Here is a 16341-nt window from a genome sequence, read left to right on the forward strand (position 1 = left end):
TCAATTCCGATCAAAAGAATAGTTTGCGGTGCTCGGCGCTTTGCCGCGCCTTAAAAACTTCCATCCCAAATAAGCGATCCAGCCCAGTACCGAGAGAATCACCAGCCACACGAAGGTGCGCAACAGCGATTTACCCAGGGAGCGTTCCGGCGGCGCCTCAACCGTGCCTGCCGGACCGGGAACACTGGCGCTGCTGCCCGGCGTAGTACCGGCCATGCCGCTATTGTTCGCATTGCCCGGATAACCGGTATGCGCATGCGAATTGGCCGTGGCGCGGCCCAGTAAAAACCCCGCGATCGCGCCGCCGATGCCGCTACTATTATTCTGCGGCACGATAATCGGCGCCGGCATCGAGTTACCGTTATATTGGCCATTCCGGTTGCCGTTGGATTGGCCGCCGTATTGCCCCGCATTCTGCCCACTGTTCGTGTTCCCGTACTGGCCCGCATTCCCCGAGCCATACTGCCCGCCTGGCTGGATCGGCGGCACCGGCCGGCTATCGCGCGGCGCATTCGCGGCCTGCTCGGCTGCCCGGCGCGCTTCCAGCGTGCGCAAGGCATTCGCTTCGGCATTGCCCTTGTTCAAGCGTTGCGACAGCACCGAACTTGGCTTCTGCTGCACTGGCTGGGCGCCGCCATCTTGCCGCGCCGGCGCCCCGCCGAAGGAACCGAAACCGCCGTACGCCCCCTTCTTCTCCGCACTGCCCGACTCCGCGCTGCTGCCCTGCGACCACGCCGAACCCGACCTTTGCGGCGGCGGCGCACTCTCTTGCGAGCGCTGCGACCACGACGACCCGGAGCGCTGCGGCGGCGGCGAAGCCGACGACGAACGGCTGCCGAAGGAGCCAAACGACGAGTTGTTCGACGATGTTGACCGATTGCTACTTGTAGGACTGGATTTTTGGGAGGAAAATCCACTCTTGAACGAACTCGAGCTTGAGCTCGACCGCGAACTCGAACTTGAGGACGGCTTCGCTACGGCCGTGACCGTGGTTGCGGCGGGTAGCAGCAGAGCCAGCAGCAACATAATCTGAGTTGACTTCATTTTTATTTGGCCGGGTTGAAGGTTGAAAGAAGCATAACAGCACATCGGCTGCGCATGCACCGGTAAAAAAAGGCAAGATTTACCATGACTCGTAAATATCTGGACATGAACCAGCACGATGCGCTCTACAGCGTGGCGCGCCGCTATCCCGGCGGCCTGGAGATGCTGGCCAAGGACATTGGCATTTCCGCCAATGTGCTGCGCAACAAGCTCTCGCCCACCATTTCATCACATTACCCCTCGTTCGAGGAAGTTTCCATCATCGTCGAGCATTGCCACAAAGCCGGGGTGCAGGAAGCGATGATGCCGCTGCATGCATTGTTGAACCGGCACGGCATGGCCGCCTTCATCGTGCCGCAACCGGAACAGGTGGGCCGCGACGACCTGTCGCAGACGGTGTGCCGGGTCATGAGCGAGGTCGGGGCCGTGGCCGAAGCCGTGTCGGAGGCGCTGATGGATGGCGTGGTCACCAGCGCCGAAGCGGACCTGATCGAGCGCGAATTTCATGCTGCCTTATCGGCCCTGGGCGCCTGGCGCGCACGCTTGCGCATGCGTACCGGCACGGGCTGATCGCAGCCGGCCATGCGCAATCACACGCATGGCCGGGGTGTTATCAAGAGCGCGGCTGCGACGGCTTGAGCGAGCGCAGGAACAGACCGAGTCCGCCGATCGCCAGCACCAGGATGCAAATCAGTTCGAAGGCCGACATGGTGCGCAGGCTCATGCTGACCGACGAAATCACGCCGAATACCAGCGCCGCGAACGAGCACAGGGCAATCAGCCAGCCCAGGTAATTCTTCGAATTATAGAAAACCATGCCGATCCCGATCATCATCGGAATCATCACCATGCCGCCGCTGATGCCGAATCCGGAACCGAAGCCGAACAGGCGCGAACCGAATCCGAAATTCGAACTGACCACGATCCCGTTAAGCAGTAAATAGAATCCGCCGCACATCATGATCAGGCCGAGGAAGAACTGTCCAATGCCGCCGCTGGTTCCGCCTGCTCCATTCATTTCCGAATCTCCGCTGAATAAATAATGCCGACACTATAACAAAAAGTAATTGCGGTAAACATCTCCGCTCAAGAGTCGCTTAAACAGTCAGTTGCCGTATGGCTTGTGTCTTTTCTTCGCTACACCAATGCCGCCACCGGCTCGCTGACCACGACCTGGTTGCGGCCCTGGTGCTTGGCCTGGTACAGGGCCTGGTCGGCCATGCGCAGCAAGGCTGCGGCATCGTCGCCGGCGCACGGCAGGCCGATCGTCACGCCGACGCTCACGCTCAGGCTGCCCGAGTCGCTGTCGGGATGCTCGATCCGCAGCGCCGCCACCGCCGCCGTGAGCACTTCGCCCATGGCCTGCAATTCGCCGGGGACCGGGTTGTGCCAGATCACCGCGAACTCTTCGCCGCCATAGCGCGCGGTCAGGTCGAGCGGGCGGCGCGCCTGGGCGGCGATGACGTCGGCCACCGCTTTCAGGGCCGCGTCGCCACGCGCGTGTCCATAACGGTCGTTATAGCGCTTGAAATGGTCGATATCGATCATGGCGATCGCCACCGTCTGGCGGTCGCGCAGGGCCTGGCGCCAGACGCGCTCCAGATGGATATTCAGGGTGCGCCGGTTGGATAATCCGGTCAGGCCATCGAGCGCGGCCAGTTCGTGCAGCAGCGTATTGACCAGGAAAGTGGTGCGCATGCTGTGTTCGAGAAAGTAGGCGCCGTACGCGCCCACCCCATTGGCCGCGCACATGAAGACAATCTGGTACAGGCGCGCGCGCGGATCGGTTTGCAGCCAGAATTCCATGATGACGAAAGCGCACAAGGTCACCATATTGGCCAGCAGCGCGCGGCGCCATGAAAGGAAGGCGATCAGGTAGATGAACAAGGCCACCAGCAAGATGCCTTCGTACGGGATCTGGTAGCCGGCATCGAGCGCGCTGCCGATCACCGCGACGGTGCTCAGTCCCGTGACCAGCGCTGCCGAAAACACTGCCGTTCCAAGATACGGCCGCCACGCCGCCCGATAGCTGGCCAGCAGCACCACGATAAAGCTCGGGATAATCAGCCCGATCCGGATGCTGGCCGTGCGGATCGACACGTAGGCCGGCAAGGTGGCCAGGTCGAGAATCACGAACATGGCAAACAGGACAATGCACACATACGCGGCCATGCGCACGCGCGCCACGTGGCCCTGAACATAAAATGCCTGGAACTGCTGTTCCAACCCGTCTTCGAAACGCAGCCAGCGATAGCCCTGCTCCAGGGCGCGCCGGTGCGGCGACAGGCTGGCGTTATTCAGTAATTCCGGATCGATTTTCAGCATGGGCGGCGCGGAATATGAGTTGGGAGCCAGCCAATCATACGCGTGTGGCGCGCGCACAGCGCATGGATTGCACCATTTCATTTATCCGCACGAAGATGGAGATACCGGCCTGACAAGGCTATGATGGTCCATCTTCATCACGCGGGAACCGACAACCATGAAAATCGCCATTTTCAGCACCCAGGCCTACGACCGGCGTTTTCTGGACGAAGCGCTGGCGGCGCGCGCCGAGCGCCGCCATATCGCGCTGGAATATCAGGAAGCGGCGCTGGCGCTGCATACGGTGGCCCTGGCGCAAGGATGCGACGCGGTGTGTGCCTTCGTCAACGACCGGCTCGATGCACCGGTGCTGGAAGCATTGCACCAGCTGGGCGTGCGCGCAGTGCTGATGCGTTGCGCCGGGTTTAACAACGTCGATATCGAGGCAGCGCACCGGCTGGGATTTTTTGTCGCGCGCGTGCCGGCCTATTCGCCGGAAGCGGTCGCCGAACATACGCTGGCGCTGATCCTGACGCTCAACCGCAACACGCACCGGGCGTATGCGCGGGTACGTGAAGGAAACTTTGCGCTGGACGGGCTACTGGGCAGCAATTTGCACGGGAAGACGGCGGGTGTGGTCGGCACCGGCAAGATCGGCCTGGCCACGGCGCGCATTCTCAAGGGCTTCGGCTGCCGCGTGCTGGGGCACGACCCTTTTCCGTCGCCCGGGTTTGCCGCGCTGGGGACGCTGGTGGACCTGCCGACCTTGCTGGCCGAGTCGGACATCGTCACGCTGCACTGCCCGTTGCTCGATACCACCCGGCACATGATCAACCGCGACAGCCTGGCCGGCATGAAGCGCGGGGCGATGCTGGTCAATACCTCGCGCGGGGCGCTGATCGATACGCCGGCCGTGATCGACGCGCTCAAATCGCGTCAATTGGGGTTTCTGGCGATCGACGTGTATGAGCAGGAAGCGTCGCTGTTTTTCCACGACCGCTCGGGCGATATCATCGAGGATGATGTGTTTCAGCGTTTGATGACGTTTCCGAATGTGCTGGTGACCGGGCATCAGGGCTTTTTTACGGTGGAGGCGATGCGCGAGATTGCGGAGGTGACGTTTGGGAATATTGAGTGTTTCATAGGTGGAAGACACTGCATTAATGAAGTGATGCCTTAACGAACGCGCTGATCAGTTGAACTTTTTAGGAATACCAAAGAAAGTAGCGGCGGCTCGGCGAAATCATTTATTGGTTTTTTCCAAGTAGACCCCCATTATTCCGAACCCATCGCCATCTCGGCTGCGCCCATCCAGAACTATCGGCAATACCATATCGCCATTTTTTGCTATCCAAGCATCAAAACTGTACGTCTTTGCAAGATGGACCAAGCTATATTCTATCGGGACGATTTCAGGCCATATTGCCTCCCTTTCTTGGACGCTCCATTTTTCAATCTGGACAATCATTAAGTTGTTCGAGTAAGCCTTATTTTTATCGCAAATGAAATCCCAGTAACCTCCACAGAGCTTCTTTAAATCGGGATATAAAATTGTCATGGAGAGAGTTTCGCCAATAGGCCCGGAGAATTGCATAGTTTTCAGGTCAATCCCGCCTGGCATGCCCGCAGATCCTGTCCATTCAAAACGAATATGCATCCCGACGGGAAAAGCAGATGCCCTTTCTTGCAATTGCCTCTCTAGGTCTTCTGGAAATCCGTAAAACTCGCGAAAATCATGCGATTTTACTTCCCATGTGCCCACGAACTGCATCGCTGGATTTTTAAATTTTTTCACAATTGGAGCTGTCCACGCTGAATTATAGTAGAACCACAAAATTGTGGCGACCAAAACCTGAACACTATATCGCCTCGCCATAATCCTTGATTTCATATTAATCCTTACTCATTGCCTTAAACAAATAATCCCGCTCCCTAATTTTCGGTATCTGGGAAGCATCATTTTCTAAAATCGCCCTCAACATATCGTTTTTGGGAGTTCCGTGTTGATAAGTATGGGATAACAAAGCGGTCTGCTGCTCTTTGGTAAGCTCTGTAAAAGCAATCCCATTCACATTTTTATGATTTTTTAGCCAGGCATTATATTTCGACAACGTATCATTCACGGCTGCGTTTTGGGATACCATGTCGAGAAAATGCGTTTCCTTTTCGCTTAACACCAAAGGATTGCGCCTAAGAAATGCACACGCTTCTGCACCAATTTTCTCAAAGTATGGTTTTATTTTTTCGTTAATTATTTGCAGTTCATCAACAGATATTTGATGTTCGCCCGTATTCCATTTTTTCATTATTCTTCCAAAACCAGCCTCATCGAATTGCCCTAAATCGACACCCACACCAATGGTCACGCCCGAGCGATTGCTTGGCTCCCCAGAATAATCCCCAACTAATCGAGGCTCCCAAACTCCCGAGGAATTCTTCATGGCATCAATCACAGGCGAACCATTTTTCATGTAAGGCCACCAAGGAATGTATGCCTGTGTCAACTCCCCGCCCTCCAAATTTAAAAGCTGCCCAAAGTCTATATTGGTTCCATTTCTCTTATTGATTTCGTCACCTATTGATTTTGGCCATATTATTTTTGAAGCATTCATCATTTCGACACAGCCGGGATGTCTGATGCGGCATGAAATCTTGTTCATCCCCTCATAAATTTCAAGTTTCTTAGTTATCTCGGCGGCAGTAACCTTATCATTTCTTCTCTGCGCTTCGCTTTCCTCAATTTTTGCAATTTCCTCCTGGCTTAGCTCTCTATTTTTTTTCGATTTTGACCCGGATTTCTTTTCCTTGTTTTCATTAATCCTTTTTTCCAATTCAATTTTTTGGCTTTTTAGCTTAACTATTTCGGCTTTCCTAATCTCCATATTTTCTTGGCAGGTTTTCGCTTTAGCTATGAGAGCGATTTCAACGTCCAATTCGTATCGATCGGCTTTCGGAAGGTTGTCCACAGTCCTAGCCAGCGTTGAGGGAGGCTGTTCTATTTTTTTAGATGCCATGAACTGTTATCTCCGCCAAATAGAAATCAATCCATTTTTTTGCATAGTCAACATTATTCATCTCTGCATGGTGCATAAAGTATTTTATAATGCACTCAAAGTCGACCTTACTGCATCGCAATGAATTTGCGCGTAACAAAATAAACGCCAAGAGCACTATATGCTCGGGATTAACCACGTTTCTTTCTCGGCAAAAAAAGTAAATTCTCTTCAAATGCGATATTAAAATTTCAGCAGAGTATTCATTTGTATGCGAGTACAGACTTGAATACCATGCATCAACCATGAGCTCTATCCAGGCTCGACAGTCTCTTCGTGTCACTCGCGCCTCCTGTTCTACTGTAAACTCAATCATCTCGTCCCTTTACCTACTGGCTGGCATCTATATTACGTACCTCGAACCGCATCGTGCCTGGATCGAAAATCCGACTGATAAGCGTTGTCTTCTTCCCTGCCAGGGCGATAATCTTCCCGCTACCAGCATCCTCAAAATAAATCGCCCGGCACGCACTTCCACAAAACTGACCCAGTTGCTCGTTATTCGCCATCCGTACAAATCGTGCAAACGCCCGCGCGTCGTAGTAGCGGAAGTAGCATTCAACTCCATCGCTATTCCTGACAAAACTGTTTTTCTTCAATTGAATCTTGAGCGCATCGCATCCCGCATCGGACTCCACCAGCATCGTCACGCCCCGGTGCCAGACCTGGTCAATAAACGCCGCTGCATCCGCACCAAACTGCGCGCACGGAATCAGATACGGCGCCACGTTGCGCAGCGTGACTTCCTTGGTGCCGCTGTACAGGCACTCATGCGTCACCCCATCGCGCTGCAGATCGCCCAGTAAATCGTTGTCTGCCGCCGCGTCGTACAGGACATACAACGTTCCACTGCGCTCGACGAGCAACCGGTGCAGTGCTTTGCGCGTAAGGTCGTTGAACATCGTCAATTCCCTGGCTGGACCATCATCGCCCCGGCTTCCGCCGCTTCAATCAGGCAGGTCTCATGCTTATCTTTCCCAAACAAGACCGTCATGCAGCCGCCGCTGATAATGCCGTGGCAACTGACCCGGTCGCTCATGCATGCCGCCGGCTTGCCGTTGATCAGAACCGTTTTTTCACCCTCGACAATGGTGTCGCGCGCGCCGTTGTGCTGGACCTTGTCGCCAATGCGCGCCGCCGGCAAGCTACCGATCAACACATTGGCACTGCCCTCCAGAATGGCGCCGCTGCCCCGGTTATGCGCCACGTCATCCGTTTGCCTGGCCGATGGTTTTCCCATTGCTGACACCTCCTCGAACTGAAACGATTAACTCCCGCCGCCCCCTTTGCCGCCGCCTTTGATCAGCGCCGCCGCGCCGCCTACCACCGATCCCACTACCCCGGCAATGGCGCCGGCATCGCCGCTTTTGACCGCTTTCGCGGTCTGCGCGAGATTCTTCAGTTCCTTGAAAACGGCCAGCGGACTCATTTCTCCGCTCATCAGCTTTTCCAGGCCAGCGTCGATACCGGCTCTGCCCGGCCCTCCGCAATCGACCAGCGACGATCCCACCGCCGCCGTTTCGGCAGGCGCCTCCTTTTTGGCCTCGGGCACCCCTGGCGGGCCTTTGGCAGCACCGCAATTGATCTGCACCAGGCCACTATCGGCATTGATCTGCGCACTGCCCTGCAAATGAATCTGGGTACCCTGCAAAAAGATGCTGCCATCGCTGCGCAAAACGATCTTGGCTGCGCCGCACACCAGTTCCAGGTGCTCGCCTACCGAGGTGATATGACTCTGGCCGATGGTGCGGGTTTCGGTTTTGCCGATACTGACTTCCTGCGTTTCGCCGATCGTCACCTTGCGCGACTTGCCCACGGTCAGGAAATCAGCCATCCCCACGGCGGTATTGCGCACCATTCCCACGATCAGCGAATACGCAATACCGATATTGGTCATGCGCGCCAGGCCGATATTTTCCAGATTGGCCATGCCGATGTTTTCCTTCTTCAGCTTGGCCACCTTGATCGACCAGTTCTTCCCGATCTTGTCGGATTCGTTATTGCGCACTTGCTTGTCGCGGTTTTTGCCGATGGTGATGCGCTCGTTCTGATCGACCGTCTCGCTGCGGTTGCCACCGATATGAATGGTTTCGTTCTTGCCCACATCTTCGTCGCGATGGTCGCCAATGCTGATGGTTTCGTCATGGTCAACCCGCTCGCTGCGGTTGCGATGGATGGTGATGGTTTCGTCGCGGTCGACCGTCTCGGTGCGGTCGCGCTTGATATGGCTGATCTCGTCGCGATCAACCGTCTTGCGCCGGTCATTGCCTACCCATTTGTCTTCGTCATGCTCGACTTCGGTCAACTGGTCTTTTTCGGCATGCAGCCAGAGCTGCTCTTCGCCCTTCTTGTCTTCGAAACGCAGCGCATTGGCGTTGTCATACGCCCCGCCCGGCGTCGATCTGGTCAGGATGCCGGACTGGGTCTTGTTATCGGGTAGCGTCCAGGGCGGCATGGTATTCACGTTCGGTACCATGCCGGTGATAATCGGCCGGTCCGGATTGCCATCCATGAACTGCACCAGCACTTCGGTCCCGATGCGGGGAATGGTGGTCATGCCGAAATTGGCGCCGGCCCATGGCGTTGCCACGCGCAGCCAGGTGGAGCTTTTCTCGTCATTGCTACCCGCACGGTCCCAGTGGAATTGAACACGCACGCGCCCGTATTCGTCGGTATGAATTTCTTCCCCGGCGGGGCCGACCACGGTGGCGGTCTGGATGCCGTGAATGCGGGTGTCAGTGCTGTTATGCTCGCGCGGCGGGCGCCAGGTAATGATCTTGCGGATCGCCTTGAAGCGGTTTTCGTAATGCGATGGTGTGGCGCCCTTGCAGTGGTAGTTATTGCTCGCGCTGTGATGGACTTCGGTAATCAGGAATTCGCGCGCCTGCGCGTCGTCGCCGCCAGTGGTGGTATCGAAGTGTCCGGAAAGCCGGAACCAGCGGCCCGGCATGGCATGCCGGCTATTGCCGCTGCCATCGAATTGCTTGCCGCCCGCTTCGAGCGCCTCGATCTGGCGCTGCGCGACCTCGCGTGCGTTGGCGCTGTCTTTAAAACCATAGGCGCCGATATATTCGTACGACTCGACAGGAAGGACCTCGCCTTGCTGCTGCACCGTCGGCAGCGATGTAGTCGCAGGCCGGCCGGTTTTAAAATCATACGATGCCAGCGCCAGGCTGCCCTGGGTAATCTGGCGCCCCGGCGACCATTCGCCAATGCTATCCTCATGCTGTGATCCGCCATGGCGCTGAAAAGGGACATCGGGATCGCCATCGATGGCCGGTGCGCTGGTCGAATCGTCCGAGAGCACCAGTTTGTGGCCATGCTCCGTATGCTCGAACCAATACAAAATGCCCGCCGTGGCCCAGCGCCGTTCCAGGTAATTGCTGTCGGTCTCGCCGAACTGGCAGGCATCGGTCATGACCGGCGTGGCGCCGCCAACCCGCCAGTCCCAATCGGCCAGATTGCCGTAGTCGCTAAATATGCTGGAGGTCTGCTGATATAGCGTGGTGTTATGAAACAGATAGTTATCCCGACGCATGTCCAGATAGTTATACCAGGGCCCCAGCCGCGCTTCGTAATACGACACGCCGCCGTCGACCGTCTTCAGGCGAAATCCGAACACCAGTCCGGTGAAATAGCGCATGCTGCCGTCCTTGCGCACCAGCTGCACGCACAGCATTTTTCCCTGCACGCTTTTGAGCGGAATATTCGGCTCGTCCGACAGCAGTTCGACGAGGTAGTCGAATGGACGCGACAGCCCTTCCGTGGCTTCAATTGCATTGACCAGCAATAGCGCGGCCGGTCCGTCGTCGTGCGGGAAAGACAGCCGCATGAGGCGCTTGTGCTGGCGATCGCTGACCAGGTCGCGCAAGCTGTCGGGCGCTTCGCTCATGCCGGCGTCCTCCCGTGCGCGAGGTCAAGGCACGGAATGCGGAGGAAAACTGCGAAGGCGGCTGACATAGAAATCCCAAAAAGTGAACGATTGGCGGAACCGGATGTCTGACTGTAGACGTCGCATTTCATCGCTCAGATGATTGGGCGCAATGTTTCTATGTGGAATGTAGATCATGGCTGCCGTGTGCGTCGGCAGGCGTTGAAAAGGAGGGGATTCGTACGAAAAAAACGACAACGATGGGGGCAATCCGGTGCGCCAGCTGTGGTTTCGGCATGAGTGAAGCATGTCGCAGCCAACTGCGCAAAGACCGCACCGGTGCGTGCTGCACCGGTGCGCACTGCAAGCAAGGCCTTAGCGCTTGCCTGCGTTCTGCTCGTTTGCCTCACCCACGACAGGCGGCTTGACGCCAGCAGCCGGGGCCGGTGTTTTGGCACCGACCTTGGCTGCGCCATGCCCCGCGCCGTGGGCTGCACCGGCTGGAGACGTGTGATCGTTCGCTTCGCCCGTCAGCGGGGCTTTGCTGCCTTTGGCGCCGCCCTTGCCGCCGGCCATGCTGGTGGCCGAGTGCAGGTGCTGTTCGACCGTCGGCAGCATTTTGGCGGCCAGGGCCTTGACGTCCGGGTCCCTGGCCTGGGTTTCGAATTTTTTCAGCGCCGCATGCACGGCCTTGTGGTCGCCCACGCCGGCCTGGGCCATGTAAGCCTTGTCGAAGGCATCGTCCTTCAGCTTGCTCAACTTGGCGGCCATCGCCTTGTGCTTGCTGTCGGGCTCGGTCGGGAGCGTGACGCCTTTGGTTTGCGCCAGTTGCGTCACATCGTTGAGCGCCTTGGTGTGGTCGTCAATCATTTGTTGTCCGAAGCTGATCACTTGCGCATTCTGGGTGTTGGTCAGCGCCAGCTTGCCGGCTTCGATTTCAGCCATGTTGGCGCGTGCCATGTCGGCCACGATGTTCTGGTCGGCCTTGTTCAGCGCGCTCGCTGCGGGGGTGCTCATGGTCGCCGCGCCCGTCTGGGCGTAGCTGCTTACCGGCATGGCGAACGCGGTGGCCACGGCGGCGCCCAGTACACATTTGATCAACGTTGTTTTCAGCATGGGGAATCTCCTTGAGTATAAATAGTGTCATTGAAACAATAACGCTGCGGAGCCAGTCTAGCCGTGTAGGCATTTTCCGAGCGCTCGGTAGCCAATACGCAAGCTTACTTTCTGGCTGGCGATGAATGGCAGCGGCCGCTATGTTCGCAAGGAGACAAAAGGAGAGACGACGAGAAAATGAACAATACGGATCGGATAAGGTGCCGTGCGCGTTGACGGCGTTAAAAGGCAGCACGAGTGCGCCGCTTCCTGCGCATCCCGGACGACCCTCTGGCCTGGCCGCGTGCGGGCGACAAGCTGGCGCCGGCCGCCGTGGCGGCAAGCCGGCCGTTTATCGCCCCGCCTCAGATCCCGACCACGCTCTGGATGCAGGAATACAGCGTTTCCCATTTGAAGGGTTTGAAAATGTAGGCATCGGCGCCGGACTTTAAGCCTTTCATGACCTGGTCGTCGGATACTTCCGACGTCACCATCACCACCGGCGCCTTGGCCCAGCCCTCGTTGCGGCGGATCGCGGCCAGCAGGTCGAAGCCATCCTTGCCCGGCAGCCCAGGCAAGACGATGTCAAGCAGCACCAGATCGGGCGCCATCGCGGTTTGCACCACCGCCAGCGCATCGTTCATGTTGCCGGCCGCGTGCACGGTAAAGCCCTTCTCGCTCAGCAGCACCACCAGCAATTCCGACAGTTCCTCATCGTCTTCGACCACCAGGGCGGTGAGCGCATGTTTGCTCGCGCCTAATTGGGCCTTGTTCCCGTACGAATAGAACCCGGTATTTTTCAATTCCGTCGCACCGCGCCGCGCCTGGGCCCACGCTTCCACGCTTTCCTGCGGCGTTAACTCGGTCACTTCGAGGGTCGGCAGGGTTTCCGAAAAGTCGAATCCATCGTCGTGCAAGGCGACCTGCTGCCGGGCGGCCGGCAGGGTTTGCTGCGCGCCGCCGAACACGCGCACCAGGCCCTGTTTGGTCAGCGCGTCGAGTTCGCTGACGAGCTTGTCGAGCGGCATGCCGCCGAGCGCGAGGAAATCGTGCACGCTCGAGCGTCCGTTAATCATCGATAGCACGCGGGCCGGATCGCGGGACAGATTCTTGCACCCGTTTTTCAGCTCCGTCATGCCTTTGGAAGTCTTGCTGTAAATCGTCGATGTATCCATGATGTCCTGTTCCTGTTACTGCCTGGTCTGTCTTTACGGTGCCGGCGCAGGCGGCGTCATTTGCACAAGGGCTGCCAGGTCGGTGCCGATGTCATTCAGATTCTCAATGCTGCAATGGTTTTGGGCAAGTATCGTTTTGATTTTTTCTTCGAGGCGGCGCGCCGCCAGCCCCATCTCGGGCGCGCCGAAGGTGCCGGCCGCGCCGCCCAGCGAGTGCAGCAAGCGGTACAGTTCCTGCCAGTGCGCGCTATCGGACACCTCGCTCTGGCACAGCGCATACGCGGCGTGCATCTGCTCGAAACGGGCCGGCAGGCGCGTGCGGAATCCCTGCGCCAGCAAGGCCAGCTTCGCTTGCAGGTCGCCCGGTGCGCTCATGCCATGGCCTCGTCCCACAAGGCGCGCACCTGCAATGGCAACTGCATCGGATCGAACGGTTTGGCGATCACGCCGATGGCGCCCAGCGAGCGGTAATGCGCCACTTCGCTGGCCTGCACCTTGGCGGTCATGAAGATCACCGGGGTGCTGCCGGTATTGGGCAGCTTGCGCAGTTCGGCCAGGGTGGTCGGGCCATCCATCCCCGGCATCATCACGTCGAGCAGGAGCAAATCCGGCTTGCATTCGGCCGCCGCCAGCAGCGCTTCGCGCCCGGAGCTACAGGTGCGCAAGGTGAATCCGCCGACCATCTCGAGCGCCATCTGGGCCACGGTCTGGATATCGGGATCGTCTTCGACGTAGAGCACAAGGGAGAGGTCGGTCATGAAAGGGGCGTCCTGGAAAAAGGCGACGATGACGATGACGATGGCGCCGCCGCCGCGAGCGGCAGTTCAAAGAAAAATTCGGTGCTCACGCCGCATTCGCTGACGAAATCGATGCGCCCGCGGTGCCGTTCGATAATCGCTTTCGAGATATTCAGACCGAGGCCGGTACCGCCCTTGGGGCGGCTGTCCGATCCATCGGCCTGGGCGAATTTCTGGAAAATGCGGTCGCGGAACGCGAGCGGGATACCCGGGCCGTGGTCGGTCACCGACAGGCGCGCATAACCCGGCACGCGCAGCAGGCGCACTTCGACCACGCCGCCGGCCGGCGCGAATTTGGCGGCATTCGAGAGCAGGTTGACAATCACCTGGATCAGGCGGTCGGAATCGGCGGCGATCATCAATTCGCCATTATCGGAGCGCAAATCGAAACTGACGCGGAACGGCGAGGCAAAGGCGTGGGTGGCGGCGATGGCTTGCTCCACCAGCGGCAGCAGGGGCTGCACCACCGGCTCGAAACGCATGTTCCCGGATTCGATTTTCTCGACATCGAGAATGTCGTTAATCAGGCGCACCAGGCGGTCGCAATTCTTGCTGGCGATATCGAGCAGCACCTTGGCGCGCACCGGGATCTCGCCGGCCGCGCCGCCCGCCAAGAGGCCCAGCGAGCCCTTGATGGAGGTCATCGGGGTTCTCAGTTCATGCGAGACGGTGGAAATGAATTCATTCTTCATGCTTTCCATTTTCTTGCGTTCGCTGATGTCCTGCGCAATGCCGACGAAGCCGGACAGCGTATGTTCATCATCCCAGACGGCGGATATCGACAGCAGCACCGGCAGGCGGCTGCCATCCTTGCGGATGTACGTCCATTCGGCTTCGTCGGGAATACGCTCGCGTGCCCTGGCGATGAACATCTCGGGCCCGGGGCGGATCGGGCGCCCCAGTTCGAGCGAGAGCGCCTGCACGCGCGCTTCCAGCTCGGCCGGGTCATGCAGCACCAGCAGCGAGGCCTGGGTGCGCATCTCGGCTTCGGAATAGCCGAGCATGCGCTGGGCGCCGTCGTTGAACATGATCACCTGGCCATGCGCGTTGGCGTAAATGATGGCGTAGTTATTGCTGTTCAAGATCGCCTGCTGCAGGCTGAGCGTTTCCGCCAGGCGCCGGTTCAGGCGTTTCATTTCATCGGCATTGCGGCGCCGCGCCGAAATATCGCGCACCAGGCCAGTAAAAGCGCGACGCCCGTCGATATGCATTTCGCTCACCACCAGATTGGCCGGAAACCGCGTGCCGTCGCTGCGCTGCCCGAATACCTGGCGGTTGATGCGCACGCCGCCGCCGATGCCATCAAGCGCCAGCTCGCGCACATAGCCGGCTGCGGCGGCGCGGTAATGGCGCGCGATCAGCGTGGTCAATGGCGCGCCGATAATCTGGTCGGGCCGGTAAGCGAACAGGCGCTGCGCCTCGGGATTGAAGGTTTCGACCAGGCCGTGATCGTCGATGGTGATAATGGCGTCGCCCGCGTTTTCCACGATGGCCTGCAGGCGCGCTTCCTTGTCGCGGCTGATCTGGGTCGCCTGCTTGATGGTGTAGACATTCAGTTCGAGCTCGGCCCATTGCGCCAGGTCGCACAGGGTGGCCAGATCGTCGTCGGAAAAGCTGCGCGGCACGCGGTCGATCAGGCACAGGGTGCCGACCAGCGCGCCGTTATCGGCGCGCAGGGGAATGCCGGCATAAAAGCGGATATGCGGCGCACCGAGCACCAGCGGATTGTCGGCAAAGCGCGGATCAAGGGCCGCGTCGGGAATAATGAAGGGATAGTCGTGCAGGATCGCATGGCCGCAGAACGAGATATTGCGCGGCGTTTGCGGCGCATCCAGACCGAGCCGCGATTTGAACCACTGGCGCTCGCTGTCGACCAGGGTGACCAGGGCAATCGGGCAGGCGAACGCGCGCTGCGCGGTGCGCGTAATGCGGTCGAAGCGCTCCTCGGGCAGCGTATCGAGGATATTCAGGCCGCATAGCGCGGCCATGCGTGCGCTTTCATCGGCGGGGACTGGGGCATCAAGCAAGATCATGGTTTCCAGGTATGGCGCCGGCCCCCGGACAATCAAGCCAAGGGCGTTCAAAACACGTCTGGCGCAGTCCCGCCGCTATCTTCCGCTCATGATTCTGATAGCTATCGGTAAAAATGAAATATACCCGATTCTCTTCGTCCATGGTGTCGCTTACACTAGGTAAGACGGGCGCCGGCCCGACTTGCCGCACCCCGTGTTGTGTTTCCATCAGGAAGTTACATATTAGTGAATGCTGATGGATTTACTATATTATCGCCACTGCCAGCATATGCCGGTCCCTGACAAAAACGACGACTCGAAGGAATTAGATGAACATCACCTCCAAAGCATTGCTGTTTGCTTCATGCCTGTTTGGTGCGGTATTGCTGCAAGGCTGCGGCGCCACCAAGATCAAGGCGTCCTCGACCAATAATCCGCCCCCGGCCGAAGCGTTTTCGGCATTCGGCCGGATCGAGGTGCGGCCGGTGGTGTTCGGACCCGATGTCAAGGCCGATCCGGATGGCCTGAACAAGATCGAAGCGAATATTCAAAAGGATCTGTCGGCCTCGCTGCTGCAGTGGAATGCGCGCAAGGCCAACGGGCGCACCCTGGTGATCCAGCCGGTCATTGAACAGATGAGCTTCAAGCGCGGCGCCAAGCGCATTTTCCTGGGGCCGCTGGCGGGCAGTTCCGGCGTGCTGCTGCGCCTGAAGATCACCGACAACAAGGGCCGCACGGTTGCCAGTCCCGAATTCTTCCAGCGCGCCAGCGCCATGTCGGCCGGCTTTACCCTGGGTGTGCACGACAACCTGATGCTGACCCGCGTGGCCAACCTGGCCAGCGGCTATGTAATCAACAATTACAGCCGGGCCGAAGGCGGCGCCACCGGCGCCGACGACAAGGCGGTCGCGCAGTAGGCGCCAGCTTTTCAAGCCAGTAAAAGCCGCCCCGCGAGGGCGGCTTTTCTTTGGCTGCCACAGCAAAAGCGGC

Annotated in this window: 17 protein-coding genes; 4 read left to right on the forward strand and 13 right to left on the reverse strand. The window is 58.5% G+C overall.

Annotated features, from left to right (window positions below; translation table 11 throughout):
• Positions 1-555, reverse strand: a complete 555-nt coding sequence (locus F1609_RS24420) for a hypothetical protein (RefSeq protein ID WP_167079264.1) — start codon at positions 553-555, stop codon at positions 1-3.
• Here F1609_RS24420 and F1609_RS24425 point away from each other — a divergent pair.
• Together F1609_RS24425 and F1609_RS24430 are read left to right on the forward strand one after the other, a co-directional pair.
• On the forward strand, positions 548-1033 hold the full coding sequence (locus tag F1609_RS24425) for a hypothetical protein (protein WP_167079265.1): 486 nt from the start codon (positions 548-550) through the stop codon (positions 1031-1033). The two genes, F1609_RS24420 and F1609_RS24425, sit on opposite strands and share 8 nt — an antisense overlap.
• 95 nt (positions 1034-1128) lie before the next feature.
• Positions 1129-1614 carry a phage regulatory CII family protein gene (locus tag F1609_RS24430; protein ID WP_167079266.1) on the forward strand — a complete coding sequence of 162 codons (486 nt, stop codon included), beginning with the start codon at positions 1129-1131 and terminating at the stop codon, positions 1612-1614.
• A 43-nt stretch (positions 1615-1657) separates the two neighbouring features.
• Here F1609_RS24430 and F1609_RS24435 read toward each other — a convergent pair whose 3' ends face one another.
• Together F1609_RS24435 and F1609_RS24440 are read right to left on the reverse strand one after the other, a co-directional pair.
• Positions 1658-2062, reverse strand: a complete 405-nt coding sequence (locus F1609_RS24435) for a hypothetical protein (protein WP_167079267.1) — start codon at positions 2060-2062, stop codon at positions 1658-1660.
• A 119-nt stretch (positions 2063-2181) separates the two neighbouring features.
• On the reverse strand, positions 2182-3369 hold the full coding sequence (locus F1609_RS24440; protein WP_167079268.1) for a GGDEF domain-containing protein: 1188 nt from the start codon (positions 3367-3369) through the stop codon (positions 2182-2184).
• 157 nt (positions 3370-3526) lie between these two features.
• Here F1609_RS24440 and F1609_RS24445 point away from each other — a divergent pair, with 157 nt between their 5' ends.
• Positions 3527-4528, forward strand: coding sequence for a 2-hydroxyacid dehydrogenase (locus F1609_RS24445; RefSeq protein WP_167079269.1), 1002 nt, complete (start codon positions 3527-3529; stop codon positions 4526-4528).
• Positions 4529-4591: 63 nt separating this feature from the next.
• Here F1609_RS24445 and F1609_RS24450 read toward each other — a convergent pair whose 3' ends face one another.
• From F1609_RS24450 to F1609_RS24495, 10 genes are all read right to left on the reverse strand, one after another.
• Positions 4592-5239, reverse strand: coding sequence for a hypothetical protein (locus F1609_RS24450; RefSeq protein ID WP_167079270.1), 648 nt, complete (start codon positions 5237-5239; stop codon positions 4592-4594).
• A 1-nt stretch (position 5240) separates the two neighbouring features.
• The gene (locus F1609_RS24455) at positions 5241-6362 is read right to left on the reverse strand and encodes a pesticin C-terminus-like muramidase (protein ID WP_167079271.1); all 1122 of its coding nucleotides are present in this window, start codon (positions 6360-6362) and stop codon (positions 5241-5243) included.
• Between the two features lie 368 nt (positions 6363-6730).
• On the reverse strand, positions 6731-7303 hold the full coding sequence (locus F1609_RS24460) for a DUF4123 domain-containing protein (RefSeq protein ID WP_167079272.1): 573 nt from the start codon (positions 7301-7303) through the stop codon (positions 6731-6733).
• A gap of 2 nt (positions 7304-7305) precedes the next feature.
• Positions 7306-7641: a PAAR domain-containing protein gene (locus F1609_RS24465; RefSeq protein ID WP_167079273.1), complete on the reverse strand. Its 336-nt coding sequence runs from the start codon at positions 7639-7641 to the stop codon at positions 7306-7308.
• Between the two features lie 27 nt (positions 7642-7668).
• Positions 7669-10293: a type VI secretion system Vgr family protein gene (locus tag F1609_RS24470; RefSeq protein WP_167079274.1), complete on the reverse strand. Its 2625-nt coding sequence runs from the start codon at positions 10291-10293 to the stop codon at positions 7669-7671.
• Positions 10294-10647: 354 nt separating this feature from the next.
• Entirely contained in the window at positions 10648-11388 is a 741-nt protein-coding gene (locus F1609_RS24475; RefSeq protein ID WP_167079275.1) for a DUF4142 domain-containing protein, read from the reverse strand.
• A gap of 344 nt (positions 11389-11732) precedes the next feature.
• Positions 11733-12542, reverse strand: a complete 810-nt coding sequence (locus F1609_RS24480) for a response regulator (protein WP_167079276.1) — start codon at positions 12540-12542, stop codon at positions 11733-11735.
• A 33-nt stretch (positions 12543-12575) separates the two neighbouring features.
• On the reverse strand, positions 12576-12917 hold the full coding sequence (locus F1609_RS24485) for an Hpt domain-containing protein (protein WP_167079277.1): 342 nt from the start codon (positions 12915-12917) through the stop codon (positions 12576-12578).
• Positions 12914-13300 carry a response regulator gene (locus F1609_RS24490; protein WP_167079278.1) on the reverse strand — a complete coding sequence of 129 codons (387 nt, stop codon included), beginning with the start codon at positions 13298-13300 and terminating at the stop codon, positions 12914-12916. Before F1609_RS24490 ends, F1609_RS24485 begins: the two co-directional genes overlap by 4 nt.
• The gene (locus tag F1609_RS24495; protein ID WP_229422037.1) at positions 13297-15327 is read right to left on the reverse strand and encodes a PAS domain S-box protein; all 2031 of its coding nucleotides are present in this window, start codon (positions 15325-15327) and stop codon (positions 13297-13299) included. Before F1609_RS24495 ends, F1609_RS24490 begins: the two co-directional genes overlap by 4 nt.
• Positions 15328-15680: 353 nt before the next feature.
• On the opposite strand from F1609_RS24495, the gene F1609_RS24500 reads away from it, so the two are divergent.
• On the forward strand, positions 15681-16268 hold the full coding sequence (locus F1609_RS24500; RefSeq protein ID WP_167079280.1) for a hypothetical protein: 588 nt from the start codon (positions 15681-15683) through the stop codon (positions 16266-16268).
• Positions 16269-16341: the final 73 nt, after the last annotated feature.

The sequence above is a fragment of the Massilia aquatica genome (assembly GCF_011682045.1).
Classification (GTDB): domain Bacteria; phylum Pseudomonadota; class Gammaproteobacteria; order Burkholderiales; family Burkholderiaceae_D; genus Telluria_A; species Telluria_A aquatica.

Bases quoted from the DNA above. Each gene is read 5' to 3' on its own strand.
- F1609_RS24430 (WP_167079266.1), top strand. From the start codon at position 1,129: ATGACTCGTAAATATCTGGACATGAACCAGCACGATGCGCTCTACAGC.
- F1609_RS24435 (WP_167079267.1), bottom strand. From the start codon at position 2,062: ATGAATGGAGCAGGCGGAACCAGCGGCGGCATTGGACAGTTCTTCCTC.
- F1609_RS24440 (WP_167079268.1), bottom strand. From the start codon at position 3,369: ATGCTGAAAATCGATCCGGAATTACTGAATAACGCCAGCCTGTCGCCG.
- F1609_RS24445 (WP_167079269.1), top strand. From the start codon at position 3,527: ATGAAAATCGCCATTTTCAGCACCCAGGCCTACGACCGGCGTTTTCTG.
- F1609_RS24450 (WP_167079270.1), bottom strand. From the start codon at position 5,239: ATGAAATCAAGGATTATGGCGAGGCGATATAGTGTTCAGGTTTTGGTC.
- F1609_RS24455 (WP_167079271.1), bottom strand. From the start codon at position 6,362: ATGGCATCTAAAAAAATAGAACAGCCTCCCTCAACGCTGGCTAGGACT.
- F1609_RS24460 (WP_167079272.1), bottom strand. From the start codon at position 7,303: ATGTTCAACGACCTTACGCGCAAAGCACTGCACCGGTTGCTCGTCGAG.
- F1609_RS24465 (WP_167079273.1), bottom strand. From the start codon at position 7,641: ATGGGAAAACCATCGGCCAGGCAAACGGATGACGTGGCGCATAACCGG.
- F1609_RS24470 (WP_167079274.1), bottom strand. From the start codon at position 10,293: ATGAGCGAAGCGCCCGACAGCTTGCGCGACCTGGTCAGCGATCGCCAG.
- F1609_RS24475 (WP_167079275.1), bottom strand. From the start codon at position 11,388: ATGCTGAAAACAACGTTGATCAAATGTGTACTGGGCGCCGCCGTGGCC.
- F1609_RS24480 (WP_167079276.1), bottom strand. From the start codon at position 12,542: ATGGATACATCGACGATTTACAGCAAGACTTCCAAAGGCATGACGGAG.
- F1609_RS24485 (WP_167079277.1), bottom strand. From the start codon at position 12,917: ATGAGCGCACCGGGCGACCTGCAAGCGAAGCTGGCCTTGCTGGCGCAG.
- F1609_RS24490 (WP_167079278.1), bottom strand. From the start codon at position 13,300: ATGACCGACCTCTCCCTTGTGCTCTACGTCGAAGACGATCCCGATATC.
- F1609_RS24495 (WP_229422037.1), bottom strand. From the start codon at position 15,327: ATGGCCGCGCTATGCGGCCTGAATATCCTCGATACGCTGCCCGAGGAG.
- F1609_RS24500 (WP_167079280.1), top strand. From the start codon at position 15,681: ATGAACATCACCTCCAAAGCATTGCTGTTTGCTTCATGCCTGTTTGGT.